Raw genomic sequence first — 26,768 nt, 5'->3', positions numbered from 1 at the left:
CATATGCCCACCACCGTCACCTCGCCGCAGGTAGCCATTAACGACATTGGCTCCGCCGAGGATTTCCTGGCCGCCATCGACGCAACGATCAAGTACTTCAACGATGGGGACATCGTCGAAGGCACCATCGTCAAGGTCGATCGTGACGAGGTCCTGCTCGACATCGGTTACAAGACCGAAGGTGTCATCCCCTCCCGCGAGCTCTCCATCAAGCACGATGTCGACCCCAACGAGGTCGTTTCCGTGGGCGACGCGGTCGAGGCCCTGGTCCTCACCAAGGAGGACAAGGAAGGCCGCCTGATCCTGTCGAAGAAGCGGGCGCAGTACGAGCGCGCGTGGGGCACGATCGAGGAGCTCAAGGAGAAGGACGAGGCCGTCAAGGGCACCGTCATCGAGGTCGTCAAGGGCGGCCTGATCCTCGACATCGGTCTCCGTGGCTTCCTGCCCGCCTCGCTCGTCGAGATGCGTCGTGTCCGCGACCTCCAGCCGTACGTCGGCAAGGAGATCGAGGCCAAGATCATCGAGCTCGACAAGAACCGCAACAACGTGGTTCTGTCGCGTCGCGCCTGGCTCGAGCAGACCCAGTCCGAGGTCCGCAGCGAGTTCCTGCACCAGCTCCAGAAGGGCCAGGTCCGCAAGGGCGTCGTGTCCTCCATCGTCAACTTCGGTGCCTTCGTGGACCTGGGTGGCGTCGACGGCCTGGTGCACGTCTCCGAGCTGTCCTGGAAGCACATCGACCACCCGTCCGAGGTCGTCGAGGTCGGCAACGAGGTCACCGTCGAGGTTCTCGACGTCGACCTGGACCGCGAGCGCGTCTCCCTGTCGCTCAAGGCGACCCAGGAAGACCCGTGGCGTCAGTTCGCCCGGACCCACGCCATCGGCCAGATCGTGCCCGGCAAGGTCACCAAGCTGGTTCCCTTCGGTGCCTTCGTGCGCGTCGAAGAGGGCATCGAGGGCCTGGTCCACATCTCCGAGCTGGCCGAGCGCCACGTCGAGGTCCCGGACCAGGTTGTGGCCGTCGGCGACGACGCCATGGTCAAGGTCATCGACATCGACCTCGAGCGTCGTCGTATCTCGCTGTCGCTGAAGCAGGCGAACGAGGACTACAACGCCGAGTTCGACCCGTCGAAGTACGGCATGGCCGACAGCTACGACGATGCGGGCAACTACATCTTCCCCGAAGGCTTCGACCCCGACACCAACGAGTGGCTCGACGGGTTCGACAAGCAGCGTGAAGAGTGGGAAGGCCGCTACGCCGAGGCCGAGCGTCGCCACAAGATGCACACCGCCCAGATGGAGAAGATGGCAGCCGACGCTGCCGCCGAGGCCGCTGCCGGCGGTCCCGTCGCGGGCAACTACTCCTCCGAGACCGGTGGCAGCGCGGCTGCGTCCACCTCCGGTCCGGCCGAGTCCACTGGCGGCTCGCTGGCCAGCGATGCCCAGCTCGCGGCTCTGCGGGAGAAGCTCAGCGGCAACGCCTGATTCAGCGGTAACGCCTGAATCGACAACCGCATCACCGAAGGCCCCGGTCCACACGGACCGGGGCCTTCGGCCTTTTCCGGTGGGTGTAGCGTGTGCGCGATTGCTCCATCCCCTCAGGGAAAGGTGCTCCACTCCGATGAGTTCTGGTCCCTTCGCCGGTCTCAACCGGCGACAGTTCCTCGCGAAGGCCATGGCCGCCGGTGCCGTGGGAACGCTTGCGTCCTGGGCGAATCCGATTATCGATCGAGCCTATGCCGCCGATCCGGCGGGCATGGGCGGGCTCGGCGATATCGAGCATTTCGTCCTGCTGATGCAGGAAAACCGGTCCTTCGATCACTACTTCGGCACCCTGCCCGGGGTGCGCGGGTTCGGTGAACCGTCCGCGTCGTGGCGTCAGTTCGGCTGGTCACCCGGAATCGGGCCCACCGCAGCGGGTTTCGTCGAACCGTTCCGGCTCGACACCACCCGTGGCGCCACGCTGGACGGGGAGTGCATCAACGACCCCGACCACACCTGGCCCGGCATGCACAGGGCATTCGACAACGGGCGCAACGACGGCTGGATGCCGATGTCGGTGGCCTCGGTCGGACCGGCGAACGCGCCCGCGGCGATGGGTTACTACCTGCCCGAAGACATTCCGATCCACACCGAACTCGCGCAGGCGTTCACGCTGTGCGACAACTACCACTGCTCGGTGCTCGGTCCCACCGACCCCAACCGGCTGTACTGGATGAGCGCGAGCATCGACCCCGACGGCCTGGCGGGCGGTCCGCTGGTCCAGACGCCGACCCTGCTGCCGAAGAACGTCTACAGCTGGCGTACCTACCCGGAGAACCTGTCCGAGGGCGGGGTGCCGTGGAAGATCTACAGCAATCGCGATGTCGGGCCGGTCTCGTCGATGATCCTGGACGGCATGATGGGCTGCTTCACCCAGGCCGCCGATCCGAATTCCGAACTGGCGCGCCGCGGCATCGCACCGACCTACCCGAACGACTTCCAGGCCGACGTCGCCAACAACACGTTGCCCGCCGTGTCCTGGGTGGTGCCGTCGGTGCTGCACTGCGAACACCCCGCGCTGCCCGCGGCTTTCGGCGCGCTCGGCATCGTGGGGCTCCTCGATATCCTCACCGCCAATCCGGCGGTGTGGGAGAAGACCGCGCTGATCATCAGCTACGACGAGAACGGCGGCTTCTTCGACCACGTCACGCCGCCGACCCCACCGCCGGGCACCGCGGGCGAGTTCCTGACGGTGCCGCTGGACCGGGTGCCCGCGGCGGGCGGGATCGCCGGTCCGATCGGTCTGGGGTACCGGGTGCCGTGCATGGTGATCTCGCCGTACAGCCGCGGGGGGCTGGTCGCCTCGCAGACCTTCGACCACACATCCCAATTGCGTTTGCTGGAAACCCGATTCGGCGTCGACGTGCCGAACCTGACCGCGTGGCGGCGCGGCGTCACCGGCGATATGACATCCACCTTCGACTTCGCGGCGACGCCGAACGCCGCGAAACCGGTGCTGTCGGATCCCCGTCCCAAGGCCGACGCGGCGATCGCGCAGTGCGGTCCGAATATCGCGGCGGGCACGCTCGGGCAGGGCGTGCCGTACCCGGTGCCGCCGAACGCGATGCCGACACAGCAGCCGGGAAATCGGCGCGCGCCGAGCGGGCCCGTCGGCGGGTGAGCGGGGGTGGGCTCGCCTATCGCGCCGGGCCCACCGTCAGCTCGCGGCGGCGGGTGACCAGTAGCCGGTGGCCAGGCTAGAGCGTTTGCGCATCGCGGCGAAGCTGTGTCTGGCGGGGGAGAGCAGAGTGCTGAACCAGGAGCGCCGATATTCGGCGAGAGTCGCCGCGACAGCGGGGAATTCGACGCAGTGCACACCGCCCGGCATGCCGAGGCGGTGGCGAGCCGTCCGGTGGTTGCTGGTACTCATGATCATCCCGTCGGTAGTCGTGCGGCCTCTCGCCTGCGCGGAAGATTAATCCACGCGACGCGCCAGGTCCGGGATCTTTCACTGCTCCGGGCAGCGTGTCGGAGAAGATGTCCCGGTCCAGCGACCGGGATGCGAGACTGGGCCCATGTTGCGGATCGGCCTCACCGGAGGCATGGGAGCGGGTAAATCCACAGTGGCGCGGACGCTGGTCGAGCTCGGGGCGGTGCTCATCGACTCCGATGCGATCGCCCGCGAGGTCGTCGCCCCCGGCACGCCGGGGCTGGCCGCGCTGGTCGAGGAGTTCGGTGCGGGCATTCTGAGCCCCGACGGCAGCCTGGACCGGCCCGCGCTGGCCGCGGTCGCCTTCGCCGACGATGTGTCGCGGGGCAAGCTCAACGCCATCACCCATCCGCTGGTCGGCGCCCGCACCGCGGAACTGATCGGCGACGCGCCCGTTGATGCCGTGGTGGTGCAGGATATTCCGCTGCTTGTCGAGAACGGGCTCGCGCCGCTGATGCAGCTCGTCGTGGTGGTCGGGGCCGAGGAGCAGATCCGGCTGCGCAGGCTCGTCGAACACCGGGGGGTAGCGGAGGCGGATGCGCGAGTCAGGATCGCCGCGCAGGCCACCGACGAACAGCGCCGCGCGGTCGCCGACATCTGGCTCGACAACAACGGCGCGCCGGAGATGGTCGAGGCGCAGGTCCGTGAGCTGTGGGCGCGACGGTTGGTGCCGTTCGAGCGCAATCAGCGCGAGGGTGTGCGCGCCCGCGCCGCCTACCGTCTCGTCACCGATCCGGAATGGGACATGCAGGCGCGCAGGATCATCGCCCGGTTGCACCTGGCGTGCGGTGCGTCGGCGGTCCGTATCGATCACGTCGGATCGACCGCGGTCCACGGACTGCCCGCCAAGGACATCATCGACATCCAGGTGACGGTGGCCGACCTGGCCACCGCCGATTCGCTGACGGATGCGTTGACCACGGCCGGGTTCCCGCGGGCACCCGAGGTGACCCACGACAATCCGAAGCCGAGCCGCGACGACCCCGATGGCAGCGACCTGGCGCTGTGGGGAAAACGCCTGCACGGCAACGCCGATCCGGGGCGGCCCGCCAATATCCATCTGCGCGTTCAGAATTCGCCCGGGCAACGGTTCGCGCTCGATCTGCGCGACTGGTTGCGGGCGAGCGAGAGCGCGCGGTCGGAGTACCTGGCGGTCAAGCGTGGGGCCGAACTCGCGGCGGCCGATCTGGCCGATGACGCGGCCGGTGACGCCTACTACGTGGTGAAGGAACCGTGGTTCGACGCGGTCTATCCGGTGGTCACCGAGTGGGCCTCCGCCCGCGCGTGAACCGGGCGCCAATCTGTTAAACATCAATGTTTCGGAAACTGTCCGCGGGTGGTCGCGCGCTGTGTAAATTGTGCGAAGTCACGACAGGATGACTCGATTCACAGGGAAGTTGTAGCGCGTATGACAACACATCACCGTCAGTTCGGCCGTGCGGGCTTCGGCATCACCGCGATCGGTACCGTCGCGGTCGGCCTCGTGCTGGCCGCTCCGCAGGCCTCGGCCTGGGTCGGCAATCTCAGCGTGGCCGGAACCGACCACAAGGTTGGTTGCAGCTACAAGTTGACCGCCAGTGTCGAGGTCGACCGGCTGACCTCGGTGAAGTTCACCGACAACGGCGCGGATATCCCGGGCAGCCCGGTGTCGCCGTCGCTGGTGTCGGGCACCGTGAGTATCACCTGGAAGCCGACCACGGCGGGCAAGCACAAGCTCGAGGCGCGTCAGCTGCTGATCAGCGACTCGATCGACGTCACCGTCGGCGCCGCGACCAGCACCGGCAGCGCATCGTGTGGCGGCGGCCTCGCGGATCTGCTGCCGAGCCTGTCGGCCGGCTGACACCGACCCCTCGCGCCGCCCGGACCCCCTATCGAGGTTCGGGCGGTTCGTCGTTTCGGCGCCAGGTCAGCGTCATGCCGAAGGTGCTCAGCCACTCCTCGAGCGAATAGCCGTGCGCGGCGATCCCGTCGATCGCCGCGGTCGCGTGTTCGATCGCGGCCTGGCATTGCGCGGCGTCGAGCAGGCCGTCGCTGTGCGCGGCCAGTAGCTCGTCGACATCGACGAGCCGGACATCACGCCGGGTGCGCACCAGGACGTCGAGGTAGTGGTCGACCGAGCGCCACAGTGTCGGCGACTCCATGGTGAACGCCCCGACATCGACATAGATGTCCTGCCACTGCTCGACCCCGGGGTTGTAGTGCAGCTTCGACGCGCGCAACGACAGCTCCGGGAGCACCCACGATTCGAGGTAGTGGAAGTGCGCGTGATCGGAGTGGCGGCCCATGTACAGACCCCACGGCTCCACTCGATAGATCTCCACCGGCCTGACGAAGCCCTTGGGATCGGTATTGGTCTTGGCCGCGACGTCGAAGTACTCGACCTTGGGCGGATGCACGTGCACGGTGGATGCCTGCGTCATGAGGGCAGAATCTACCGGCGTGTGCCGACCCGCGCCCGTTCGCCGGGGTCACATCCAGGTCAGGGTGATCTCCCGGGAGCGCAACCACTGTTCGACATCGTGGTCGTTGGCCGCCAGCCCGTCGAGCACGTGCGCCGCGCGCTCGAACGCCCGGTCGGCGTGCTCGGTGTCGACATGGCCCGCGGCGTGTGCCGCGAGCAGCTCACTCGACCCGGACAGGGTCGACGAGCGGCCGCGCCGCACCGCGATGTCGAGGAAGTAGTCGGTGACCCGCCACCGTTTCGGCCCGACCTGGACGAACTCGACGATGTCGAGCACGTAGTCGTGGCTGCGGTGATGACCGGGTCGATCGTGGCTGATGGTGGCGCGAATCGCCTGGCCGGGCAGCATCCACGACTCCTCGTAGCGACCGCGCGGCCGGTCGAGGACACGGGCCAGGTAGATGCCCCACTGCTGTACCTCGTACCGGTCGACCGGGCGGATGAATCCCCTGGCGTCGGTGCTGGTCAGCTCGGCGAGGTCGAAGTACTCGACCCGGGGTCTGGGGGCCGGGGTGAGGGTCGTCGAATCAGTGGTGGGTAGCTGGGGGCCGCGTATCTCTCTGGCGAAATAGCCGGCGAATCCGGTTACCGCGGGAGCCGCGACGAGCAGGGGAAGTAGAACGCTCATTGGCTTGTCCTTCACCACGTCCGATGATCAACTCAGGGTACGCCCGCACGCGGCGGTGTGGCATGGCCGATTCGGCACTCCGATCGGCGAATGTCATTGGCACAAGGGACTTTTCGGACATCGGGCGAGGTGCTCGGCATTCGCCGATTGTCGGCACGATCGCGCCTACCAGGCCTAACGGTGCTCGCCGAGGGTTTGCTCGGCGGTGGCTGGTATCAGCGCCGCGCAGCGCCGCATCGGTATCGATGAGGAGAAGTTCACCGGAACGACCACGACAGGTCCGGTGGTCATCGGCGCGGCGTGGGGTGTGGCGGACCGGCGGTGGTTCGCCGCGGCCGAAACGTGTCGGTGGCCGCGCCTAAGCTGGGTTCATGGCATTCGCAACCGAGATCCCGACGGAAGGGTACGAAGAGCGGGGTCACCCGATCGCCCATTCCGAACACCGCCCCGTCGGTACGATCGAGCGCTCGGGCGCCCGCTTCGAGGTGGTCAGCGAGTACTCGCCCGCGGGCGACCAGCCCGCGGCCATCGCCGAGTTGGAGCGTCGGGTGAACGCGGGGGAGAAGGATGTCGTCCTGCTCGGTGCCACCGGCACCGGTAAGTCGGCGACCACGGCGTGGCTGATCGAGAAGTTGCAGCGCCCCACCCTGGTGATGGCCCCCAACAAGACCCTCGCCGCACAGCTCGCCAACGAGCTGCGCGAGATGCTGCCGAACAACGCGGTCGAGTACTTCGTCTCGTATTACGACTACTACCAACCCGAGGCGTACATCGCCCAGACCGATACCTACATCGAGAAGGACAGCTCGATCAACGACGACGTCGAGCGGCTGCGGCACTCGGCGACCTCGAGTCTGCTCTCGCGGCGCGATGTCGTCGTCGTCGCCTCGGTGTCGTGCATCTACGGCCTCGGTACCCCGCAGTCCTATCTGGACCGGTCGGTGCAGCTCGAGGTCGGTGGCGAGATCGACCGCGACGCGTTGTTGCGGCTGCTCGTCGACGTGCAGTACACCCGTAACGACATGTCGTTCACCCGTGGTTCCTTCCGGGTGCGCGGCGACACCGTCGAGATCATCCCGTCCTATGAGGAACTGGCGATCCGCATCGAGTTCTTCGGTGACGAGATCGAAGCGCTCTACTATCTGCACCCGCTCACCGGTGACGTCGTACGTCAGGTCGATTCGGCCCGCATCTTCCCGGCCACCCACTACGTGGCAGGTCCGGAGCGGATGGAGCGCGCGGTCGGCGATATCGAGGCCGAATTGGCCGCGCGGCTGGCGGAATTGGAGCGTCAGGGCAAACTGCTCGAGGCGCAACGGTTGCGTATGCGCACCGAATACGACCTGGAGATGATCCGTCAGGTCGGCTTCTGCTCGGGCATCGAGAACTACTCGCGCCATATCGACGGGCGCCCCGCGGGTTCGGCGCCGGCGACGCTACTCGACTACTTCCCCGACGACTTCCTGCTGGTGATCGACGAATCCCACGTCACGGTGCCGCAGATCGGCGGCATGTTCGAAGGTGACATGTCGCGCAAGCGCAACCTGGTCGATTTCGGTTTCCGGTTGCCGTCGGCGGTCGACAACCGGCCGCTGACCTGGGAGGAGTTCGCCGGGCGTATCGGCCAGGCGGTGTATCTGTCGGCGACGCCGGGCAATTACGAGCTGGGTCAGGTCGGCGGTGAGGTGGTCGAGCAGGTCATCCGCCCGACCGGCCTGGTCGACCCGAAGGTGGTGGTGAAGCCGACCAAGGGACAGATCGACGACCTGGTGCACGAGATCCGTGAGCGCTCGCAGCGCGACGAGCGGGTCCTGGTCACCACCCTCACCAAGAAGATGTCCGAGGACCTCACCGACTACCTGCTCGGCCTGGGCGTGAAGGTCCGCTACCTGCACTCCGAGATCGACACGCTGCGCCGCGTCGAACTGCTCCGGCAACTGCGCCTGGGCGAATACGACGTGCTGGTCGGTATCAACCTGCTGCGCGAGGGCCTCGATCTGCCCGAGGTGTCGCTGGTCGCGATCCTCGATGCCGACAAGGAGGGGTTCCTGCGGTCGAGCACCAGCCTCATCCAGACCATCGGCCGTGCGGCGCGCAACGTGTCCGGCGAAGTCCACATGTACGCGGACAAGATCACCGACTCGATGCAGCACGCCATCGAGGAGACCGACCGTAGGCGTGCCAAACAGATCGCCTACAACGCCGAACACGGCCTCGACCCGCAGCCGCTGCGCAAGAAGATCGCCGACATCCTGGATCAGGTGTACACCGAGGCCGAGGACGAGGTGGCGGTCGGCGGATCGGGCCGCAATGCCAGCCGCGGCAGGCGCGCCCAGGGCGAACCGGGCCGGGCCAGCTCGGGGATCTACGCCGAGCGCGATGTGAAGTCGATGCCGCGTGCGGAATTGGCCGCCCTGGTCACCGAGCTCACCGCGCAGATGATGAACGCGGCCCGCGAATTGCAGTTCGAGCTGGCCGGTCGATTGCGTGACGAGATCGCCGACCTGAAGAAGGAGCTGCGCGGCATGGACGCCGCGGGGCTCTCCTGACCGTGTCGGCGCCGAGACCTCCGGGCGGTCTCGCCTCCGAGCCGCGTGCGCAATCGCGTACATACGGCCCGGAGGCGAAGTCCCCACGGTCGTGGAGTCGGCTCGGTGCTCCGCTACGCCTGCTCGGCCATCCACGCGGCGACGCGGCGGTCGGCCTCTTCCTTCGACACGTCTTCGACGCGGGTGATCACCGCCCAGCGATGGCCGAAGGGGTCGATCACCACGCCGAAGCGGTCGCCGGTGACGAAAGTCTGCGGCTCCTCGGCGCTGCGGGCGCCGTGTTCGAGCGCGCGGGCGATCACCGCGTCCACGTCGGGGCAGTAGTGCACCACCGAGGTGTGCACCCAGTCCTCGGGGGCGCGAACATTGTTGTCGGGGATGGGCATTCCGAGCTGCAGCGTGGAATCGCCGATGAGCAGTTCGGCGTGTGCGGGTTGGCCGTCGGGCTGATCGGCGCGGCTGAGCACCTCGGCCTCGAAGACCGCGGTGTAGAAGTCGATCGCCGCGTTTCCGTCCGGCACGGCCAGGAAACAGGTGATGGAGTGGTAGCCCTGCGGAATGGGTGCAACGGGAGTGGTCATGACGACGATCCTGCTCCGGCGTCGACGGCCCGTCTTGTAAGAACGCGACAGATCGACCGATGATGACAGTGGCGCCGGATCCCGGTGACGTGAAAGGAATCCTGCACCCGCAGGAGCAGGCCAGACACCGGTCGCTGAACCGGCTCGGGGTCGGGCCCGCACTGGCCGAGTTCGCGGACCGCTACTGGGTGGTGCGGTGGGATCTGCGCGGTCAGCCCGGTTATTCAGCGCAGGTGCTGTCGTTCCCGTGCGTGAACGTCACCTTCGAACGCAGCACCACCCGCACCGGCGGCTTCGTCACCGGGGTGTGCACGAGAAAGTACGTGCGCGAGCTCGCCGGGGAAGGCGAGGCCTTCGGCATCCGTTTCGCACCCGGCGGTTTCGGTGCCTTCACTGGCCTGGATGTCGCAGTGCTGCGCGATGATTCGGCCCCGCTGAGCACGGTGTTGCCCGACGCCGCGGGGCTGGCCGACCGAGTGCTGGCCGAACAGTCCGATGAGCGCAGACGGGCGATCGTCGAGGAGTTCTTCGCGGGCCGTGGTCGTAGCGACGATCCCCACTACGCGCTGGTGACCCGCATCGTCACCGCCATGGCGAAAGACCAGGAACTGACCAGGGTGGACCAGGTCACCGACCGTTTCGGCATCCCGATCCGTAGCCTGCAACGGCTGTTTCGCCGCTACGTCGGAGCAGGGCCGAAATGGGTGCTGTGCCGGTTCAGGTTGCAGGACGCCGCCGACCTGCTCGCGCACGGCCGCCCTGATCTCGCGGTACTGGCAGCCCAGCTCGGCTATTTCGACCAGGCGCATTTCAGCCGCGAGTTCACCGCCGAGATCGGGATGTCGCCGATGGAATACGCACGCAGCGCGCAGGCGGCGAGCGCCATCCCCACGCCGCGCTGAGCGGGCGTGTACAGACCCGAGAAGTAGGGGGTCTGAAATATTGTCATTCCAATATTGGACAGTGGTGTTCGTCGATAGTGTCACCGCATCCGCAGCGGCCGTTGCTGCGTGCAGCAGACAGGACATCAACAGTGACAACATCTTTCGACCGCACCGCCCGTCTCGGTGCCGTTCTCGCGACCGCGGTCGCGGCCACAGCGATACTCGCGCCGGGCGTGCACGCGGACGCGTCGGACGGTCAGCAGCGGGTCGGCGTATCGAACACCGAACTGAAGGTCGGCTGTTCCTACACGGTGGCGGCGATCAACGTCGTCGGCTACAGCTCGGGCAACACCGGCGCGCCGGTGACCTTCTACGACAACGGTGTCGCGATCGGGACCGTCGAGGTTCCGACGATCGGCGAGACCAAGACTTCCTGGCGTCCCACCGCCGCCGGTTCGCATCAGTTGACGGCGCGAGTCGACAGTTATGTCAGCAGCTGGTGGATCACCCCCGCCACGGTGACCGTGGCTCCGAATACCGGCACCGGAAGCGCGGCCTGTGGGTTCCCCAGCTTTTCCGGTTGATGTGATGAAAGTCCCAGCCGCGCTGCGTCGTTGATCGTGTTGTGATAGGACACAATTTACTCGACCTGCGGTCTTGTTGCCGCAGGTGAATCTTCTCGACTGTCGCGAAGGCCACCGTGACATCGGTCGCGAGCGCCAACACTCCCGATGTGATCTGTTGCGATTTCTGATAAATCGGCCTGATTTGGCGTTATGGTCGAGCCGATTGCCGCGCTGACGCTCGATTCCCGAGTTGGTCGGCGCTGGCACCGACCAAGTTGGAGGAGAGATGACCGCCTACCGGACCATTGTCGTCGGTACTGATGGCTCGGATTCGTCGTACGTGGCGGTGGAGAAGGCCGCGGCGCTCGCCGGGGACGCTGAGGCAACTCTCGTGCTGGCCTGCGCCTACTTCCCGACCGACGACCGCGACGTAGCCGCCGCCGCCGATGTGCTCAAGGACGAGGCCTACCAGGTCCGTGGCTCGGCCCCGACCTCCGAGATCCTGCACGTCGCCAAGGAGAAGGCCCTGGCCGCCGGTGCGAAGAACATCGTCGACCGCGCAATCGTCGGCGAGCCGGTCGATTCGCTGCTCGACCTCGTCAACGAGGTCGATGCCGACCTGCTCGTCGTCGGCAACCGAGGCCTCAACACCCTCACCGGCCGCCTGCTCGGCTCCGTCCCCTCGGACGTTGCCCGCAAGTCCCGTTCGGACGTGCTGATCGTGCACACCGTCCGCTAGTCCACCGTCGGTACAGCGAAAGGTCGAGGGCGCCGGGAAACCGGCGCCCTCGACCTTTTTCGGCGGTAGCCAGCGGTCAGCCCGCGACGGGCTCCTGTCGGGAGCCGCCGCGCAGCCCGATCGACATGATGTCGGACGGCTCGTCGAGTTCGATTCTGTGCCAGCGGTTGCGCGGCACGAGGAACGCGGTGCCCGCGGTGAGTCGCACCGCGGTTTCCGCCTCGCCGGGACTCTCCGGGCGCAGGTAGAGCCGCAGCGAACCGGCGAGGCAACACACCGCTTCCTCGCTGGATGGGTGCATCTCCCACTGGTCGGCGTGGACGTCGGCGTCGGTGTCGACGTGGAAGGTGGCCAGTTGCCAGCCGCCCGACTCGGCCGCCATCCGGCGCGGGCCCGATCGCACCGCGCCCTCCGGCTGGAAGTGCAGGGCGCCGGCGAACAGATCGATGGGTGTCATCGGAGTTCCTTTCACGGGGTCACCGCGGGAATGTCCTCGCGGACCGGGTTTTCGGTGCGGTCGAGCCGGGTGGGTAGGACGGTGGCCGCGCCGAGCGCGGCGGCGGCGAACAGCGCAGCGGCGATCGCCAACGCGAAGGCGTAGCCGTTGTTGAGTGCGACCGGATCGGCGCTCGCGCCGGTGCGACCCGCCGCGAGGGTGGCCAGTACGGCGACGCCGACGCTGCCGCCGAGTTGGCGGGCGCTGTTGAATGCGCCGGAGGCCATCCCGACTTCTCCGGGTGCCACGCCGCTGACGGCTGCCACCGCGACGGGGGCGAGACAGAGTCCGAGCCCGAGGCCGCCGACGATCGACGGACCGAGGACATCGGTGAGGACATCACCGTCGGGGCTGATCAGCGCGAACCATCCGATGCCGACGGCGGCGAGGAGACCGCCGCCCACCAGCAAAGGCTTGGGGGAGAAGTGGACGCCCAGTCGGGTCGCGGCGAGGGTGCCCACGATGACGCACAGCGAGAACGGGATGAAGGCGGCCCCGGTGGCACCCGCGTTCATGTGCAGCACCTGCTGCATATACAGCGACACCAGGTAAAAGGCCGAGAACTGGCCCGCGGCGGCGCAGAAGACGAACACGTTGGCACCGCTCACCCAGCGGTTGGTGAAAAGACCCAGCCGCAACAGCGGATTCGCCGAGCGTGTCTCGACCACGAGGAAACCCGCGAGGAGCGCTGCCGCTACGGCGAGGGTCGCGCCTGTCTCGGGAGAAGCCCAGCCGTAGTGATCGGTGCGGATCACGCCGGTGACGAGTAGTCCGATACCGCCCGTCGCCAGCACCGCGCCGGCGATATCGAGCGGGGCCCGTCTACCCGTCGGTGCGTCGGCGGGTACGCCCCGGACCAAGGCGAGCAGCGCGATCGCGACGATCGGGATATTGACCAGCATCACCCAGCGCCAATTCGCGTACTCGGTGAGCAGTCCGCCGACGAGCACGCCGAGCGCGCCGCCCGCGGCGTTGACCCCACCCCAGACGCCGAGCGCTCGGACGCGGGCGGGCCCTGCGGAAAAGGTCGTGGTGAGCGTGGCGAGTGCGGCCGGTGCGATGGCCGCGGCCCCGATGCCCTGCGCGGCGCGCGCGGCCACCAGTTGCCATGGCTCCTGTGCGAATCCGCCTGTGAGCGAAGCGATCGCGAAGGCGAGCAGTCCGCCCACGAACAGCCTGCGCCGCCCGTACAGGTCACACGCCTTGCCGCCGAGCAGCAGGAAACCGCCGAAGGTCAGGGCGTAGATGTGCACCACCCAGGCCAGGCCGAGCGGTGCGAAGCCGAGCGCGTCGCCGATCGACGGAAGCGCCACATTCACGACCGCCATATCGAGGGCGATCACGAACTGCGCGATGGCAACCGCGGTCAGCGCGGTGCCGGGACGAGGAGAAGAAGTGTTTTTATACACGTATAAAAACTAACTCCGCCGCGTCCCCTTGTCCATACCCCGGCGTCGCATGGGCAAGATGGGACCATGGCCACCTCGCAGTCGGATCAACCAGCGCGCACCGGTAGACCCGCGCGCATGTCCCGCGCGGACATCGTCGTGGCGGCGCACCGGGTGATCGCCGCCGACGGCGTCGAGAAGCTGACGATGCGCAGGGTCGCCGGCGAACTCGGGTGCACGCCGATGGCGCTCTACCACCACGTGCGCGACAAGCAGGACCTGCTACGCCTGCTCCTCGACGGCTACGCCGACGCGATCGCCTGGCCAGAGCTCCCAGATGACCCGAGGCAGCGAATCCTGGTGGCCGCCACCGCGATGCGCGACGCCCTGTCGGCCCACTCCTGGATCGTGGACGTGCTCGCCGACGGCGACCTGCTCGGGCGCTCGGCGCTGTGGTTCCCCGAGACCATCATCGACGCGGCGATCACCGCGGGCCTTCCTCTCGAGCGCGCGGTGGCCGTGTATCGCGCCATCTGGCATTACACGGCGGGCGAGCTGATCGTCACCGGCCGAGCGCTGCGGCGCGCCGAGGAAGGGCCGACCTACCGCGCGGAGGTCTTCGCGAACCTCGACCCCGAGCAACTGCCCCGGTTGGCCGAGATCGGTTCCCGCTGGACCGAATTCGACGCCCACAGCACCTACGCCGCTGGGCTGGAGGCGCTGGTCGCCGGTTTGCTCGCGTGACCGCGCTCCGGTCGTGATGCCTCAGCCCAAGGCGGACAGCACCTCGGGAAGCTGCTCGGTGTGCACCACGGCGAGTCGCTGGGTCGCACGGGTCAGCGCGACATACAGGTCGTTGAGTCCGCGCGGGGACTCGTCCAAAATCGCCTGCGGCTCCACCAGGTACACGCGGTCGAACTCGAGGCCCTTCGCGTCGTGCACGGTGAGCACCTGCACGGATTCGCCTGCCAGCGAGGACAATTCGGGCACCCAGGCCGCGGGCGCGAGGACCGCGGCGGTGCCGGGACCGTACTCGGCGTCGAGCAACCGGGCGACCTCGCCCACGACGTCGGCGGGCGGCACCCGATAGGCGCGTGGGGGATTGCCGGTCTCGCGCACCGAACGCGGCACCTCGGTACCCGGATCGATCGCGGCGAGCACATCGGCCGCGACCGCCATGATCTCGGCGGGGGTGCGGTAGTTCACCGTGAGCTCGGTGAGCTTCCAGCGCTGTGCCACATAGGGTTCCAGCACCCGCTGCCAGGACGACGCCCCCGCCGGATCGCCCGTCTGGGCGACGTCGCCGACCACGGTGACCCAGCGATTCGGGATGCGTCGCATCACCATGCGCCACGCCATCTGCGAGAGTTCCTGTGCCTCGTCGACGATCACGTGACCGTAGGTCCAGGTCCGATCGCCCGCGGCGCGCTCGGCCGTGGTCTGCCGATTGCCGAATTCCTGGCGCTGGGCCAGCTGGGAGGCATCGATCAGGTCATAGGCCATCAGGATCTCGGGATCGAGTTCGTCCTCGATGTCCTGCGGTGCCGAACCGGTGAGGATGTCGAGGGCGTCCTGGGCCTCCTCGATCTGGGCCCGCCACCGGCGACGCGAACGTTCGCGTTCCTCGGTGTCGTCCACGCCGAGTAACTCGGCCAGCTCGTCGAGCAGCGGGGCGTCGGCCGCGCCGAACGTGCCGTCGTCGGAGCGCACCAGCTCGGCGCGGTCGTCCGGGCTCAGCGTCTTGGCGGCGCGGTCGAGCCGGGCCGGGTCGGCGAGCAGGTCGGCGAGCACCTCCTGGGGCGAGAGCACCGGCCACAACGCGGTGATCGCCGCCTGCACGTGCGGGTCGGCCCGCATCTCGTCGCCGATCTCGCTGAGGTCGGCGGAACTGAGCAGGCTCGTGCCGCCGGACAGGTCGGCGCCCATCGTGGCGGCGAGTTGATCGGTGAGCGCGTCGATCACCGAGGACGCGAAGATCGGCCTGGCCAGGTTGTGCGGTCGCCGCGAAGAGCGGGCCCGCCCGCGCGCCCTGGTCGCGATCTTGCGGTCCAGGATCACCGGATAGCCGTCGAAAGCCAGGCGAACCGGCTCCGACGGCACTTCCTGACGGTCACGCACTGCCTGCTTGAGTACCTCGAGCATCTCCAGCGAGCCTTTGATCTCCCCGGCACGCAGCGAATCCTCGCGCACCGCCTTCACACCCGGATACAGGTCGCCGATCGTCGACAGCAGCACGCCGGTCTCGCCGAGCGAGGGCAGCACCTGGCCGATGTAGTCGAGGAAGGTGGCGTTCGGGCCGATGATCAGCACGCCGCTCTTGGCCAGCTGCTGACGGAAGGTGTACAGCAGGAACGCCGCGCGATGCAGCGCGACCGCGGTCTTGCCGGTGCCCGGTCCGCCCTGCACCACGAGCACGCTCTTGTGCTCGGAGCGGATGATCGCGTCCTGCTCGCTCTGGATCGTCTCGACGATGTCGTTCATGTGCCCGGTGCGGGCGGCGTTGAGCGCCGACAGCAGTGCGCTCTCGCCACCGACGCCGTCGTCGGTGCCGATCACACCGTCACGCTCGGCGGCGTCGAGATCGAGGTATTCGTCGTTGATCGAGGTCACCGCGCGGTTGCGGGAACGGATGTGCCTGCGCCGGGTGACGTTCTCGGGATTGGCGGTGGTGGCGAGGTAGAAGGGACGGGCCAGCGGCGCGCGCCAATCGAGCAACAGCGGCTCGTAATCGTTGTCCTCGTCGAGGATGCCGAGTCTGCCGATATAGCGCGCCGCGTCCTCGGTGCCTTCGAGATCGATCCGGCCGAAGCACAGACCGTGCTCGGCCGCGTCGTATTTGGACAGGTCCTCGTTGTAGAGCTGGGTGAAGGACTCGCGCTCACTGCGAGCCTGCGGGGTGCCGCCTGATTCGAGGAGCACGGTCTTGAGCCGGTTCTGCGCGTAGTCACGCATGCCGTCGAGTCGGTCGTAGAGCACCGAGAGGTACTGCTGCTCCTGTTCGATCTCGCGGTTGTGCGCGGCGGGGGAGGCGTCGGCGAGGCGGTCAGGCAAAACAGGACTCCTTTGTCACCGCGTTGAGAACAGAGTCGTCGAGTCTACGTGTCCGCGGGCAGGGCCGCCGCGACCGGGAAGACTTCGTCGCCGAGGACCGGGGTGAAGTGTTCGACCACCGGGAAAGGCTCATAGAAGTGGTGCAACAGCGCACGCCAGCGCTGATATTCCGGTGCCTCACGAAATCCCACGGTGTGGTCGGTGAGCTGCTCCCATCGCACCAGCAACAGGAAGCAGTCGGGCCGCTCGACGCAGCGCGACAACGACAACCCGCCGAAGCCGGGCATTCCCGCGATGATGGGATATGCCCGCGCGAAGGCCGCTTCGAAGGCGGCGCCAGCGCCAGGGCGAACGGGGAGCAGCGCGTGTTCGACGATCACACCGACCAGTCTGTCAGGAGGCGTGGGTGTTGTTCGAGCGTCGATTCTGACCGAGACCGAGCTCACGATGGGCCGCCGGCTTGTCGCGATACATCGCCAGGTCGGCGTCGTGCAGCACAGCCTCCGGCGTGCGGTGTTCGTGCGGGCCGAGTTCGGTGATGCCCACCGAGGCGCTCACCTCGAGCCGGTGACCGCTGGCGATGATCGGTTCCGCCATGGTCACGCGCAGTCGCTCCACCAGCGCGGGCAGGTCGGCGCGCTGCGGATGACCGGCCAGCAGTACCAGGAATTCGTCACCGCCCAATCGCCCGACCAGGTCCTCGCTGCGCAGCGCCTGTTGCAGCCGCTGGGCGACGATCCGCAACACCGTGTCGCCGATGGCGTGCCCGAGGGTGTCGTTGATCGCCTTGAAACCGTCGAGGTCGATGAACAGCACCGTGGTGACCAGGGTGCCGCCGTCGTCGGCCAGCGCCGAGGACAACTGCGACAGGATCAGCGAACGATTCGCGAGCCCGGTCAGCGCGTCGTGGGTGGCCTGGAACTCGAGCTGGCGCTTGCTGGCGCGGTACTCGGTGATGTCGGCGAACGAGGACACCCCGGACGAATCAGGGCTGTCCGGATTGAGCAACCGGCAGCTGCACGACACCCACACGCGGTGCCCGTCGACACGCTCGACGCCGAAGATGAAATTCGTGACCGCCTCGCCGGTCGCGAGCGTGTGCGCCATCGGATGCTCGCCCGGCGGCAACGGCCGCCCGTCGCTGTCGATCATGGTCAGCGGGAGGTCGTCGAAGCGACGCCCGAGCACCGGTCCGGCGTCGTCGATGCCGAGTATGCGCTCGCCCGCCGGGTTGATCGCCTCCAGGCGACCTCGCCGATCGACGACGAGAACCCCCTCCTGCAGTTGGGACACCACGGTCGTGAAATACGCTTCCGCGCGCTGCGCCGAGGCCTCGGCGACCCGCTGGGCGGTGAGGTCGTGCACCACCACCTGATAGGCCGGTTCGCCCTGCCACACGGTGAGGACCGACACCGTCTGGACCGGCACGACACGCCCGTCCACGCGGAGGAGATCCATGTCGGCGGGCGGCGAGGCCGACCCCTCGGCGGTGAGCTTGTCGATCCGGTCGAGCATGGCCCCGACGGAATCGGGATGGACGAAGATGGTGATCGACAAACCGAGCAGATGGTCGGCCGAGCGGGCGCCGAGCAGGCGCACCATGGCCGGATTGACGTAGACGATCGTCCCTGACTCGTGCACACAGATGGCATCAGGAGTGTGTTCGACCAGCGACCGGTAGCGCTGCGCGAGCTGCTCGGCGCTCGGTTCTTCTCCCACTGCGAAACCCCCGATCTCGGCCTGGTCTGCGAACGGCACAACCCGACTAGTCTGGTGATCCTTCCTGAAGATCCGCGAGGAGCGATGTGACACTGGATGTGCTCACGGGCGGCCCGACCCACCCGCTCCATTCTATGTCGATCGCCGGCATCGGTGTCGTCTCCGGTTACGGGTGGGGTCGCGAATCGCTGTGGCGCGGATTGATGGGGGGCAAACCGGCAGCCCGTTTGTACCCCGGTTACGGGCACGGACGCGATCAGCATGCGTGGGTCGGGCTGATTCCCGACGGCGGTGACCCCGCGCACGGAGCCGGGCTGTTCGGGCGCGCCGTGTGGGCCGCGGCCGCCGAGGCGATCGCCGACGCGCGGGAACGCGGGTGGCGAAGGGAAGGACGCGTCGTCGGTCTCGTCCACGCGTTCACCCTCGGCGATGTCGCCGATTGGCGCGATTTCTACCGGCGTGACGGTGGTCATCGACGCTCGCGCGACTATCTGCGGATGCTGCCGTCGACACCCATCTCGGTGGTGATGCAGGAGTTCGGTTTCCACGGGCCCGCGATGAACGTGTCGGCGGCGTGCAGTTCGGGCAACGCCGCGTTGCTGACGGCCAGGATGTGGCGTGACGCGGGCCTGGTCGACGACGCGTTGTGCATCACGACCGACCTGTCGGCTACCCCGGACATGCTCGAACATTTCGTCGGTCTCGGTGCCGCGATCGCCGATGCCGACCCGTTCACCGCGTGCAGGCCGTTTCAGGAGGCCACGCTGGGTTTCACCATGGCCGAGGCGTCGGTGGCGTTGCTGCTCACCGATGCGGCCGAGCTGCCCTACGCGCGGCTGCTGGGCGGGGCCATGACCAACGACGCCTTCCATGTCGTCTCGGTCGATCCCCGGCACACCCAGATCATCGCCTGCGTCCAGCGCGCACTGGCCGACGCCGGCATCGATGCCGCCGACGTGGCGTACTACAACGCGCACGGCACCGGGACCCAGCAGTGCGATGCCGCCGAACGTGAGGTGCTGCGCACGGTCTTCGACGATCGGACCGCCGTCGCCGCCCTCAAACCGCTCACCGGCCACTGTCAGGGCGCTTGCGCGGCTGTCGAAGTCGCCGCGATCGCCCTGTCCTACGAGCGTGGAACCGTCGCGTCGGCGCCGATCGTGGCGTCCGCGCATCCGCGACTGCTCGACGGCCCCACACCGCTGCGTGCGGGTCCGACGCTGAAACTGTCGATGGGAATGGGCGGCAACAACGCCGCGGTGGTGCTGGCCCCGGCCTGACTCACTCCTCGCTCGTCTCGGGGCCGGCGGCGAGGGCGAAGCCGCCGGTCGTCGGTGAGTCCTGGGGCAGTGGCACCGCCCAGCGCAGCTGTGTGCCCGACATCTCGGGGTGGTTGCCGTCGGCGTCGGGGCGCTGCGCCGGACCGACCTCGAAGGACCCGCCCGCCTCCTGCGCGCGCTGCTCGAGATTGCGCAGCCCGCTGCGGATGACATGGTTCGGAATGCCCCAGCCGTTGTCCGACACCGTGATCACCAGATCGTCGGCCACCTCGATCACGATGGCCACGGTGTCGGCGCCGGAATGGCGCACCGCGTTGCTCACCGCCTCGCGGACCACCGCCTCGGCGTGGTCGGCCAGTTGCGGATCGAGCACCGACAGCGGGCCCGACACCTGGATCGTCGCGCGCAGGGCGATGTCGGCGGTCTGGCGCCGGATCGCCACCTCGAGCCGCTGCTGCAACCCCTCGCTGTGGTCGGCGCTGCTTGCATGCAGATCGAAGATGGAGGTGCGGATCTCCTGCACCACTTCCTGCAGATCCATGATCACCGTCGAAAGTCGTTGGCGCACTTCGGGAACCACCGCTTTCGGCAGGGTCGCCTGCATGGTGAGGCCGATCGCGAACAGTCGCTGGATCACGTGGTCGTGTAGGTCGCGCGCGATCCGATCGCGGTCGGCGACGAGGTCGAGCTCGCGCATCCGCTGCTGCGCGTCGGCCAGTCGCACCGCGAGCGCGGCCTGATCGCAGAACGCCGCGGTGAGCTCGAGCATCTCGTCGGAATACGGTGCGAAACCCGGCGGGCGAAACGTCACCAGGACGCCGAGAGTGGCATCGGGAGTGCACAGCGGCAGCACGAGAGCCGGTCCGGCGCCGGGCAACTCGGCCACCGGGAACTCGACGCCCAGCGACACCGTCGAGACGTCGTCGAAGCGCAGCGGTGTTCGCCTGCTGAAGGCGTCGCCCACCACCGTCCCCGCGATCGGGATGGTCTGCCAGTCCTGGCCCGCGTCCGGCCCGGTCCACTGCGTGACCACCAATTCGCTGATCTCGCCGGGCAATTCGTCGGGCACCGGCACCGAGGCGAGGAACGCCTGATGCGATCCGGTCAGCCCGCGCGCGTGATCGACCACATGACCGAGCACCCGATCGGATTCGGTACCGGCCAGGAATTCGGTCGCGATATCGCGGGTCGCCTCGATCCAGGCCTGTCTGGTGCGTGCCTGTTCGTAGAGTCGCGCGTTGTCGACCGCGATCCCCGCGGCGGCCGCCAGCGCCAGCACCAGGACTTCGTCTTCCTCGGTGAACGGCTGACCATCGGACTTCTCGGTCAGGTAGAGGCTGCCGAACACCTCGTCCCGAATGCGTACGGGCACACCGAGGAACGTGTGCATCGGCGGGTGCCCCGCCGGGAACCCGATCGAGGATTCGTGCTGGGTGAGATCGGCCAGCCGCAGCGGCGCCTTGTGCGCGAACACCGCGCCGAGTACGCCGTGACCCGCGGGTAATCGCGCGATCCGGTCGCGGATCTGATCCGGCATGCCCTCGTCGATGAACTGCGTGACCTGCTGATCGTGGCCGCGCACGGCCAGCGCGCCGTAGCGGGCGTCGACCAGATTCATCGCGGTCCGCACGATGGTGCGCAGGGTTTCGTCCAGGTCGAGACCCGCGGTGACGGTGAGCATGGCCTCGACGAGGCCGTCCATCCGATCGCGTGAACCGATCATCACCTCGACCCGGTCGGCGACCTCGCCGAGCAGACTGCGCAACATCTGCCGCGACACCGTCTGGTCGGCTGAATAGCGGCCTCCCCGACCGTCGTTCGCCATCGCAGTACCCCGTCTTCGCAGCTCCTCGAGTGAGTCGAACCAAGTCTAGTCGGCAAGGAGGGGACTTTCGGCCCTTCACTCGCACCGGCGGTAGTGGTGGCATAGGGCACCGGGGGAAATGGGATCGAGAAGTGGGGCACATGATGAATTCGTTGTCGAGCACCCAGCACTGGACGACCGCCGCGGACCCGGAGCTCGCCGTGACCACGCGCGGAGAAGTGCCGGCGCAGGACGTCACCCGTGCTGTTCGCGCCATCACCCGCGTGATGCGCAGGCATCACCTCGACAGCCCGGCTCGCGTGCGCGTCACCGCGCCGAGCGGCTGCGACGAACCGACTCTGGTACAGGCCAATATCCGTACCAACGACACCTTCACCCGGGTCCAGGTCACCGGCCCCGGGGGCTTCGCGGTCACCTTCGCCGCCGAGCGGCTCGACCGTCAGCTCGCCCGCCGCGCGGGCAAGGAAGCGCGCGGCGCGTGGCCCGATCCGGCCCGTCGTCCGCTGGCCCAGATCACCGAGACGCGCCCGATCATCCGCCGCAAGGACTGTGCCCTGATGACCGGCACACCGCTGGAAGCCAGCACGGTCCTGGATGCGATGGACTACGACGCCTACCTGTTCACCGACGCCGACACCGGCGAGGACGCCATCGTCACCTGGGCCGACCCGCACGGCGTCGCCCTGGCCAGGCAGCGGCACACCGCCGCGGCGGACTCCTCGGCCGAGTTGCCGTTGACCGCGAGCGCGATGCCGGTCCGGGTGGTGCAGGACGCGGCCCCCGTCTTCGCCGAGGACCAGGCCTCCGACGCGCTGTGCGCCGCCGGGCTGCCCTACCTGTTCTTCACCGACAGCCACACCGGCCGCGGCAATCTGCTCTACCGCCGTTACGACGGCGATCTCACCATCGTCGTCCCGTCCTGAACCGTCAGGGCTCGCGGAGTTTGGTCGCCAGCACGGCGGCCTGGGTGCGACGTTCGACACCCAGTTTCGCCAGCAGTCGTGAGACGTAGTTCTTGACCGTCTTCTCCGCGAGGAACATGCGCGCCGCGATCTGCCGGTTGGTCAGGCCCTCGCCGAGTAGTTCGAGTAGCCGGCGTTCCTGGTCGGTGAGCCCGGCCAGTGGCCCGGACGGTTCGGCGCTGCGGCGCAGCCGCGCGCGCAGGGCGTCGGCGGCGCGGGTATCGAGCAGCGAGTGGCCCGCGCCCACCTGCTTGATCGCGTCGGCCAGTTTCATCCCGTCGATGTTCTTCACCACGTAGCCGCTGGCGCCGGCCAGGATCGCGTCGAGCATGGCGTGCTCGTCGGAGAACGAAGTCAGGATCAGGCAGTGCAGGTCGTCGAACTCGGCCAGCAGATTGCGGCACAGTTCGATGCCGTTGCCGTCGGGTAACCGCACGTCGAGCACCGCGACATCGGGGCGGGCCTCGCGGATGCGCACCATCGCCTCGGCGACACCGCCTGCCTGACCGATCACAGTGAGTTCTGGATCACCTTCCAGTAGATCGATCAATCCGCGGCGCACGATCTCGTGATCGTCGACCAGGAACACCTCGAGCACGTCGGCTCCTTCATCATGTCGAGCGATCCCCACCTGTCGTCAAACATAATCCGCATCACCGAAATCGTGGGCGTAGAGCCGAAACTCGACGACCGCGACCCGACCGGAGCAGGGCGGCGGTTCGTGGTCGTCGGCGTCGATCGGGTGCCGTCGCGCAGGCGACGAAGGAGCAACCAACGGTGCCTGATCGACAGCACCGAGCAGGGTCGCGAACCCGAGCGTGCCGGCGCTGCGGCAAACCTGTCGGACCCCCGGCCTAGCATGGCGGACGGGGGATCAGGTCCGATCGGCGGATAACGATGGAGAAGGGATTCACCAGGTGGCGGAACGCCTCACTGTGCGCGGAGCTCGGGAACACAACCTGAAAGGGGTAGACCTGGATTTGCCGCGCGACAGCCTGATCGTGTTCACCGGCCTGTCCGGTTCCGGGAAGTCGAGCCTGGCCTTCGACACGATCTTCGCCGAGGGACAGCGCCGCTACGTCGAATCGCTGTCGGCCTACGCGCGACAGTTCCTCGGTCAGATGGACAAGCCGGATGTCGACTTCATCGAGGGCCTCTCGCCCGCGGTGTCGATCGATCAGAAGTCGACCAACCGCAACCCGCGGTCCACGGTCGGCACCATCACCGAGGTCTACGACTACCTGCGCCTGCTCTACGCCCGCGCCGGCACGCCGCACTGCCCGGTCTGCCACGAGCTGATCGCCAAGCAGAGCCCGCAGCAGATCGTCGACCAGGTGCTCGCCATGGACGACGGCCTCAAGTTCCAGGTACTCGCGCCCGTGGTGCGTACCCGCAAGGGCGAGTTCGTCGACCTGTTCGACCAGCTCAAGACCCAGGGTTACTCGCGCGTGCGGGTCGACGGCGTGGTGTATCCGCTCACCGATCCGCCGAAGCTGAAGAAGCAGGAGAAGCACGACGTCGAGGTGGTCATCGACCGTCTCTCGGTCAAGGCCGCCTCCAAACAGCGCCTCACCGACTCGATCGAGACCGCGCTGCGGCTGGCCGACGGCATCGTGGTGCTCGATTTCGTCGATCGCGACGAGCACGCCCACGACCGCGAGCGCCGCTTCTCCGAACGCCTGGCCTGCCCCAACGGTCACCCCCTCGACATCGAAGACCTCGAGCCACGCTCGTTCTCCTTCAACTCGCCCTACGGTGCCTGCCCCGACTGCACCGGCCTCGGAATCCGCAAGGAAGTCGACCCGGAACTGGTGGTCCCCGATCCGGATCTGAGCCTGGCCGACGGCGCGATCGCCCCGTGGTCGCGCGGGCAGACCGCCGAGTACTTCAACCGATTGCTCTCCGGCCTGGCCGAGGCGGTCGGCTTCTCGATGGACACCGCGTGGCGCGAGCTGCCCGCGAAGGCGCGCAAGGCGGTGCTGGAAGGCAGCTCCGACCAGGTGCACGTGTCCTATACCAACCGCTACGGCCGCAAGCGCTCCTACTACGCCGATTTCGAGGGCGTGATGCCGTTCCTGCAGCGGCGTATGGAGAACACCGAGTCCGAGCAGATGAAGGAGCACTACGACGGGTACATGCGCGATGTGGCGTGCCCGGTCTGCCACGGCTCCCGGTTGCGCCCGGAGATCCTGGCCGTCACCCTGGCCTCGGACGGCACCGACAAGTCGATCGCCGAGGTCAGCGAGCTGTCCATCGGCGACTGCGCGCACTTCCTGAACGCGCTCACGCTGGGGGAGCGCGAGACCGCGATCGCCGGTCAGGTACTCAAGGAGATCCAGGCCAGGCTCGGCTTCCTGCTCGATGTCGGCCTGGAGTACCTGACGCTGTCACGGGCCGCCGCGACCCTGTCCGGCGGTGAAGCCCAGCGCATCCGGCTCGCCACCCAGATCGGTTCCGGTCTGGTCGGTGTCCTCTATGTCCTCGACGAGCCGTCGATCGGCCTGCACCAGCGCGACAATCGCAGGCTCATCGAGACGCTGCTGCGGTTGAAGAAACTGGGCAACACGTTGATCGTCGTCGAGCACGACGAGGACACCATCCGCGCCTCGGACTGGGTGGTCGACATCGGCCCACTCGCGGGCGAGCACGGCGGCCGCGTGGTGCACAGCGGACCCTACGAGGAACTGCTGACCGAGCCCGAATCCATCACCGGCGCTTACCTTTCCGGCCGGGAGCAGATCGAGCTACCGCTCGTTCGGCGCGCGATCGACAAGAAGCGCAAACTCACGGTCGTGGGCGCCACCGAACACAATCTGCGCAACGTCGACGTGGCGTTCCCGCTGGGTGTGCTCACCGCGGTCACCGGTGTCTCCGGTTCGGGCAAGTCGACGCTGGTCAACGACATCCTGGCCACCGTTCTGGCGAACAAGCTCAACGGCGCCCGTCAGGTGCCGGGCAGGCACACCAGGATCAACGGTCTCGACAACCTCGACAAGCTGGTGCAGGTCGATCAGTCGCCGATCGGCCGCACCCCGCGCTCGAACCCGGCCACCTACACCGGCGTCTTCGACAAGATCCGCACCCTGTTCGCCTCCACCACCGAGGCCAAGGTGCGTGGCTACCAGCCCGGCCGGTTCTCGTTCAACGTCAAGGGCGGCCGCTGTGAAGCCTGCTCGGGCGACGGCACGCTCAAGATCGAGATGAACTTCCTGCCCGATGTGTATGTCCCGTGCGAGGTCTGCCACGGCGCCCGGTACAACCGGGAGACCCTCGAGGTGCACTACAAGGGCAAGACCATCGCCGAAGTCCTCGACATGCCGATCGACGAGGCAGCCGATTTCTTCGAGGCGATCACCTCGATCCACCGCTATCTCGCGACGCTGGTCGAGGTCGGCCTGGGGTACGTGCGGCTGGGCCAGAGCGCGCCGACCCTGTCCGGCGGTGAGGCGCAGCGGGTGAAACTGGCCGCCGAGCTGCAGAAGAGGTCGATGGGTCGGACGGTCTACATCCTCGACGAGCCGACCACCGGCCTGCACTTCGAAGACATCCGCAAACTGCTCAAGGTGATCAACGGGCTGGTCGACAAGGGCAACACGGTGATCGTCATCGAGCACAACCTCGATGTCATCAAGACCGCCGACTGGGTCATCGACATGGGCCCGGAGGGCGGTTCCGGCGGCGGCACCGTGGTCGCCACCGGCACCCCCGAGGACATCGCCGCGGTGGCGGACAGCTACACCGGCCAATTCCTCGGGGAGGTGCTGGCCGTGCCCGCGCCGACGTCGAAGAAGCCCGCCGCGAAGAAGGTGGCGGCGAAGAAAGTGACCGAGAAGGCCGCTCCCGCGGCGAAGAAGGCACTGGCCGAGACGGCGGCGGCCAAGCGGTTGGCCCGAAAGGCGGCCGCGCTGCGCTGAACCCGGCTACCTTCCTTCCAGGGATCCCGGCAGGGACTTTTCGAAACCACCACGAAGTGAAACATTCGTGGGTAACATTCGCCTCACCGTCCCCGGAACGCCGGGTCGTAGCGGTTTGTCGACGGCTCGATCGTCGTGTAGTTCGAAAGGAACGTCCTCATGGATGAAGCCACCACGGCGCTCATCAGCCTGGTTCTCGGTCTCCTCTCCGGCGGATCGTCGTTGGCTTACGAGCCCACCAAGCCGACCGTCTGAC

23 protein-coding genes are annotated in these 26,768 nt (G+C 67.7%); 12 read left to right on the top strand and 11 right to left on the bottom strand.

Features of this window, described 5'->3' with window-relative positions:
• The first annotated feature begins 3 nt into the window (after positions 1–3).
• A complete protein-coding gene (gene rpsA, locus NA12_RS27335; protein ID WP_067457490.1) occupies positions 4–1,482 on the top strand; it encodes a 30S ribosomal protein S1 in 1,479 nt (492 codons plus the stop codon).
• A gap of 136 nt (positions 1,483–1,618) precedes the next feature.
• Positions 1,619–3,160, top strand: coding sequence for a phospholipase C (locus NA12_RS27330; RefSeq protein ID WP_067457486.1), 1,542 nt, complete (start codon positions 1,619–1,621; stop codon positions 3,158–3,160).
• Positions 3,161–3,196: 36 nt separating this feature from the next.
• Here NA12_RS27330 and NA12_RS27325 read toward each other — a convergent pair whose 3' ends face one another.
• Positions 3,197–3,409, bottom strand: coding sequence for a hypothetical protein (locus NA12_RS27325; RefSeq protein ID WP_067457611.1), 213 nt, complete (start codon positions 3,407–3,409; stop codon positions 3,197–3,199).
• A gap of 145 nt (positions 3,410–3,554) precedes the next feature.
• On the opposite strand from NA12_RS27325, the gene coaE reads away from it, so the two are divergent.
• Both coaE and NA12_RS27315 read left to right on the top strand, forming a co-directional pair.
• Complete coding sequence (coaE, locus tag NA12_RS27320) at positions 3,555–4,757, top strand: dephospho-CoA kinase (protein ID WP_067457483.1); 1,203 nt, start codon at positions 3,555–3,557, stop codon at positions 4,755–4,757.
• A gap of 120 nt (positions 4,758–4,877) precedes the next feature.
• Entirely contained in the window at positions 4,878–5,309 is a 432-nt protein-coding gene (locus NA12_RS27315; RefSeq protein ID WP_067457480.1) for a hypothetical protein, read from the top strand.
• A gap of 28 nt (positions 5,310–5,337) precedes the next feature.
• Here NA12_RS27315 and NA12_RS27310 read toward each other — a convergent pair whose 3' ends face one another.
• Positions 5,338–5,889 (bottom strand): ribonuclease FAU-1 family protein, encoded by a 552-nt coding sequence (locus NA12_RS27310; RefSeq protein WP_067457477.1) that lies wholly within the window; start codon positions 5,887–5,889, stop codon positions 5,338–5,340.
• 48 nt (positions 5,890–5,937) lie between these two features.
• A complete protein-coding gene (locus tag NA12_RS27305; RefSeq protein ID WP_084473132.1) occupies positions 5,938–6,558 on the bottom strand; it encodes a ribonuclease FAU-1 family protein in 621 nt (206 codons plus the stop codon).
• A gap of 371 nt (positions 6,559–6,929) precedes the next feature.
• On the opposite strand from NA12_RS27305, the gene uvrB reads away from it, so the two are divergent.
• Positions 6,930–9,107: an excinuclease ABC subunit UvrB gene (gene uvrB / locus NA12_RS27300; RefSeq protein ID WP_067457473.1), complete on the top strand. Its 2,178-nt coding sequence runs from the start codon at positions 6,930–6,932 to the stop codon at positions 9,105–9,107.
• 113 nt (positions 9,108–9,220) lie between these two features.
• On the opposite strand, the gene NA12_RS27295 is transcribed toward uvrB, so the two are convergent.
• On the bottom strand, positions 9,221–9,688 hold the full coding sequence (locus tag NA12_RS27295) for a VOC family protein (protein ID WP_067457470.1): 468 nt from the start codon (positions 9,686–9,688) through the stop codon (positions 9,221–9,223).
• Between the two features lie 59 nt (positions 9,689–9,747).
• Between NA12_RS27295 and NA12_RS27290 the strand changes: the two genes are divergently transcribed.
• The 3 genes from NA12_RS27290 to NA12_RS27280 all read left to right on the top strand — a co-directional run bounded on the left by NA12_RS27290 (position 9,748) and on the right by NA12_RS27280 (position 11,877).
• Positions 9,748–10,590: a helix-turn-helix domain-containing protein gene (locus NA12_RS27290; protein ID WP_243655118.1), complete on the top strand. Its 843-nt coding sequence runs from the start codon at positions 9,748–9,750 to the stop codon at positions 10,588–10,590.
• Between the two features lie 131 nt (positions 10,591–10,721).
• A complete protein-coding gene (locus NA12_RS27285) occupies positions 10,722–11,156 on the top strand; it encodes a hypothetical protein (protein ID WP_067457467.1) in 435 nt (144 codons plus the stop codon).
• A 268-nt stretch (positions 11,157–11,424) separates the two neighbouring features.
• Entirely contained in the window at positions 11,425–11,877 is a 453-nt protein-coding gene (locus NA12_RS27280) for a universal stress protein (protein WP_067457464.1), read from the top strand.
• Positions 11,878–11,953: 76 nt separating this feature from the next.
• Here NA12_RS27280 and NA12_RS27275 read toward each other — a convergent pair whose 3' ends face one another.
• Positions 11,954–12,334, bottom strand: a complete 381-nt coding sequence (locus NA12_RS27275) for a cupin domain-containing protein (protein ID WP_067457461.1) — start codon at positions 12,332–12,334, stop codon at positions 11,954–11,956.
• 11 nt (positions 12,335–12,345) lie between these two features.
• Positions 12,346–13,782 carry an MFS transporter gene (locus NA12_RS27270; protein ID WP_067457458.1) on the bottom strand — a complete coding sequence of 479 codons (1,437 nt, stop codon included), beginning with the start codon at positions 13,780–13,782 and terminating at the stop codon, positions 12,346–12,348.
• 117 nt (positions 13,783–13,899) lie between these two features.
• On the opposite strand from NA12_RS27270, the gene NA12_RS27265 reads away from it, so the two are divergent.
• Positions 13,900–14,505 (top strand): TetR/AcrR family transcriptional regulator, encoded by a 606-nt coding sequence (locus NA12_RS27265; protein WP_243655117.1) that lies wholly within the window; start codon positions 13,900–13,902, stop codon positions 14,503–14,505.
• Positions 14,506–14,526: 21 nt separating this feature from the next.
• Here the strand turns inward: NA12_RS27265 and NA12_RS27260 are convergent, their stop codons facing one another.
• Genes NA12_RS27260 through NA12_RS27250 form a run of 3 tightly spaced genes read right to left on the bottom strand, consistent with a single transcriptional unit; the run spans position 14,527 to position 18,531 of the window.
• Positions 14,527–16,812 (bottom strand): HelD family protein, encoded by a 2,286-nt coding sequence (locus tag NA12_RS27260; protein WP_067457454.1) that lies wholly within the window; start codon positions 16,810–16,812, stop codon positions 14,527–14,529.
• Positions 16,813–16,856: 44 nt separating this feature from the next.
• Entirely contained in the window at positions 16,857–17,192 is a 336-nt protein-coding gene (locus NA12_RS27255; protein WP_067457451.1) for an antibiotic biosynthesis monooxygenase family protein, read from the bottom strand.
• 13 nt (positions 17,193–17,205) lie between these two features.
• Positions 17,206–18,531, bottom strand: coding sequence for a diguanylate cyclase domain-containing protein (locus tag NA12_RS27250; protein ID WP_067457601.1), 1,326 nt, complete (start codon positions 18,529–18,531; stop codon positions 17,206–17,208).
• Between the two features lie 134 nt (positions 18,532–18,665).
• On the opposite strand from NA12_RS27250, the gene NA12_RS27245 reads away from it, so the two are divergent.
• Entirely contained in the window at positions 18,666–19,811 is a 1,146-nt protein-coding gene (locus NA12_RS27245) for a beta-ketoacyl synthase N-terminal-like domain-containing protein (RefSeq protein WP_067457448.1), read from the top strand.
• A gap of 1 nt (position 19,812) precedes the next feature.
• On the opposite strand, the gene NA12_RS27240 is transcribed toward NA12_RS27245, so the two are convergent.
• Entirely contained in the window at positions 19,813–21,636 is a 1,824-nt protein-coding gene (locus tag NA12_RS27240; protein ID WP_067457445.1) for a sensor histidine kinase, read from the bottom strand.
• 140 nt (positions 21,637–21,776) lie between these two features.
• Between NA12_RS27240 and NA12_RS27235 the strand changes: the two genes are divergently transcribed.
• The gene (locus NA12_RS27235) at positions 21,777–22,559 is read left to right on the top strand and encodes a sigma 54 modulation/S30EA ribosomal C-terminal domain-containing protein (protein ID WP_067457442.1); all 783 of its coding nucleotides are present in this window, start codon (positions 21,777–21,779) and stop codon (positions 22,557–22,559) included.
• Between the two features lie 4 nt (positions 22,560–22,563).
• Here the strand turns inward: NA12_RS27235 and NA12_RS27230 are convergent, their stop codons facing one another.
• The gene (locus NA12_RS27230; protein WP_056824462.1) at positions 22,564–23,196 is read right to left on the bottom strand and encodes a response regulator transcription factor; all 633 of its coding nucleotides are present in this window, start codon (positions 23,194–23,196) and stop codon (positions 22,564–22,566) included.
• A gap of 319 nt (positions 23,197–23,515) precedes the next feature.
• Between NA12_RS27230 and uvrA the strand changes: the two genes are divergently transcribed.
• Positions 23,516–26,512, top strand: a complete 2,997-nt coding sequence (uvrA, locus tag NA12_RS27225; RefSeq protein WP_067457439.1) for an excinuclease ABC subunit UvrA — start codon at positions 23,516–23,518, stop codon at positions 26,510–26,512.
• Positions 26,513–26,768 lie beyond the last annotated feature (256 nt).

The organism is Nocardia alba NBRC 108234 (genome assembly GCF_001612665.1).
GTDB classification, from domain to species: domain Bacteria; phylum Actinomycetota; class Actinomycetes; order Mycobacteriales; family Mycobacteriaceae; genus Nocardia; species Nocardia alba.
The sequence above is the reverse complement of the archived record's forward strand: the minus strand, read 5'-3'. Positions and strand labels throughout refer to the sequence as shown.

Excerpts from the sequence above, each read along its gene's own strand:
- NA12_RS27310 (WP_067457477.1), bottom strand. The coding sequence starts at position 5,889 with ATGACGCAGGCATCCACCGTGCACGTGCATCCGCCCAAGGTCGAGTAC.
- uvrB (WP_067457473.1), top strand. The coding sequence starts at position 6,930 with ATGGCATTCGCAACCGAGATCCCGACGGAAGGGTACGAAGAGCGGGGT.
- NA12_RS27315 (WP_067457480.1), top strand. The coding sequence starts at position 4,878 with ATGACAACACATCACCGTCAGTTCGGCCGTGCGGGCTTCGGCATCACC.
- NA12_RS27265 (WP_243655117.1), top strand. The coding sequence starts at position 13,900 with ATGTCCCGCGCGGACATCGTCGTGGCGGCGCACCGGGTGATCGCCGCC.
- NA12_RS27275 (WP_067457461.1), bottom strand. The coding sequence starts at position 12,334 with ATGACACCCATCGATCTGTTCGCCGGCGCCCTGCACTTCCAGCCGGAG.
- rpsA (WP_067457490.1), top strand. The coding sequence starts at position 4 with ATGCCCACCACCGTCACCTCGCCGCAGGTAGCCATTAACGACATTGGC.
- coaE (WP_067457483.1), top strand. The coding sequence starts at position 3,555 with ATGTTGCGGATCGGCCTCACCGGAGGCATGGGAGCGGGTAAATCCACA.
- NA12_RS27240 (WP_067457445.1), bottom strand. The coding sequence starts at position 21,636 with ATGGCGAACGACGGTCGGGGAGGCCGCTATTCAGCCGACCAGACGGTG.
- NA12_RS27325 (WP_067457611.1), bottom strand. The coding sequence starts at position 3,409 with ATGAGTACCAGCAACCACCGGACGGCTCGCCACCGCCTCGGCATGCCG.
- NA12_RS27330 (WP_067457486.1), top strand. The coding sequence starts at position 1,619 with ATGAGTTCTGGTCCCTTCGCCGGTCTCAACCGGCGACAGTTCCTCGCG.
- NA12_RS27235 (WP_067457442.1), top strand. The coding sequence starts at position 21,777 with ATGATGAATTCGTTGTCGAGCACCCAGCACTGGACGACCGCCGCGGAC.
- NA12_RS27280 (WP_067457464.1), top strand. The coding sequence starts at position 11,425 with ATGACCGCCTACCGGACCATTGTCGTCGGTACTGATGGCTCGGATTCG.
- NA12_RS27290 (WP_243655118.1), top strand. The coding sequence starts at position 9,748 with ATGATGACAGTGGCGCCGGATCCCGGTGACGTGAAAGGAATCCTGCAC.
- NA12_RS27305 (WP_084473132.1), bottom strand. The coding sequence starts at position 6,558 with ATGAGCGTTCTACTTCCCCTGCTCGTCGCGGCTCCCGCGGTAACCGGA.
- NA12_RS27295 (WP_067457470.1), bottom strand. The coding sequence starts at position 9,688 with ATGACCACTCCCGTTGCACCCATTCCGCAGGGCTACCACTCCATCACC.
- NA12_RS27245 (WP_067457448.1), top strand. The coding sequence starts at position 18,666 with ATGTCGATCGCCGGCATCGGTGTCGTCTCCGGTTACGGGTGGGGTCGC.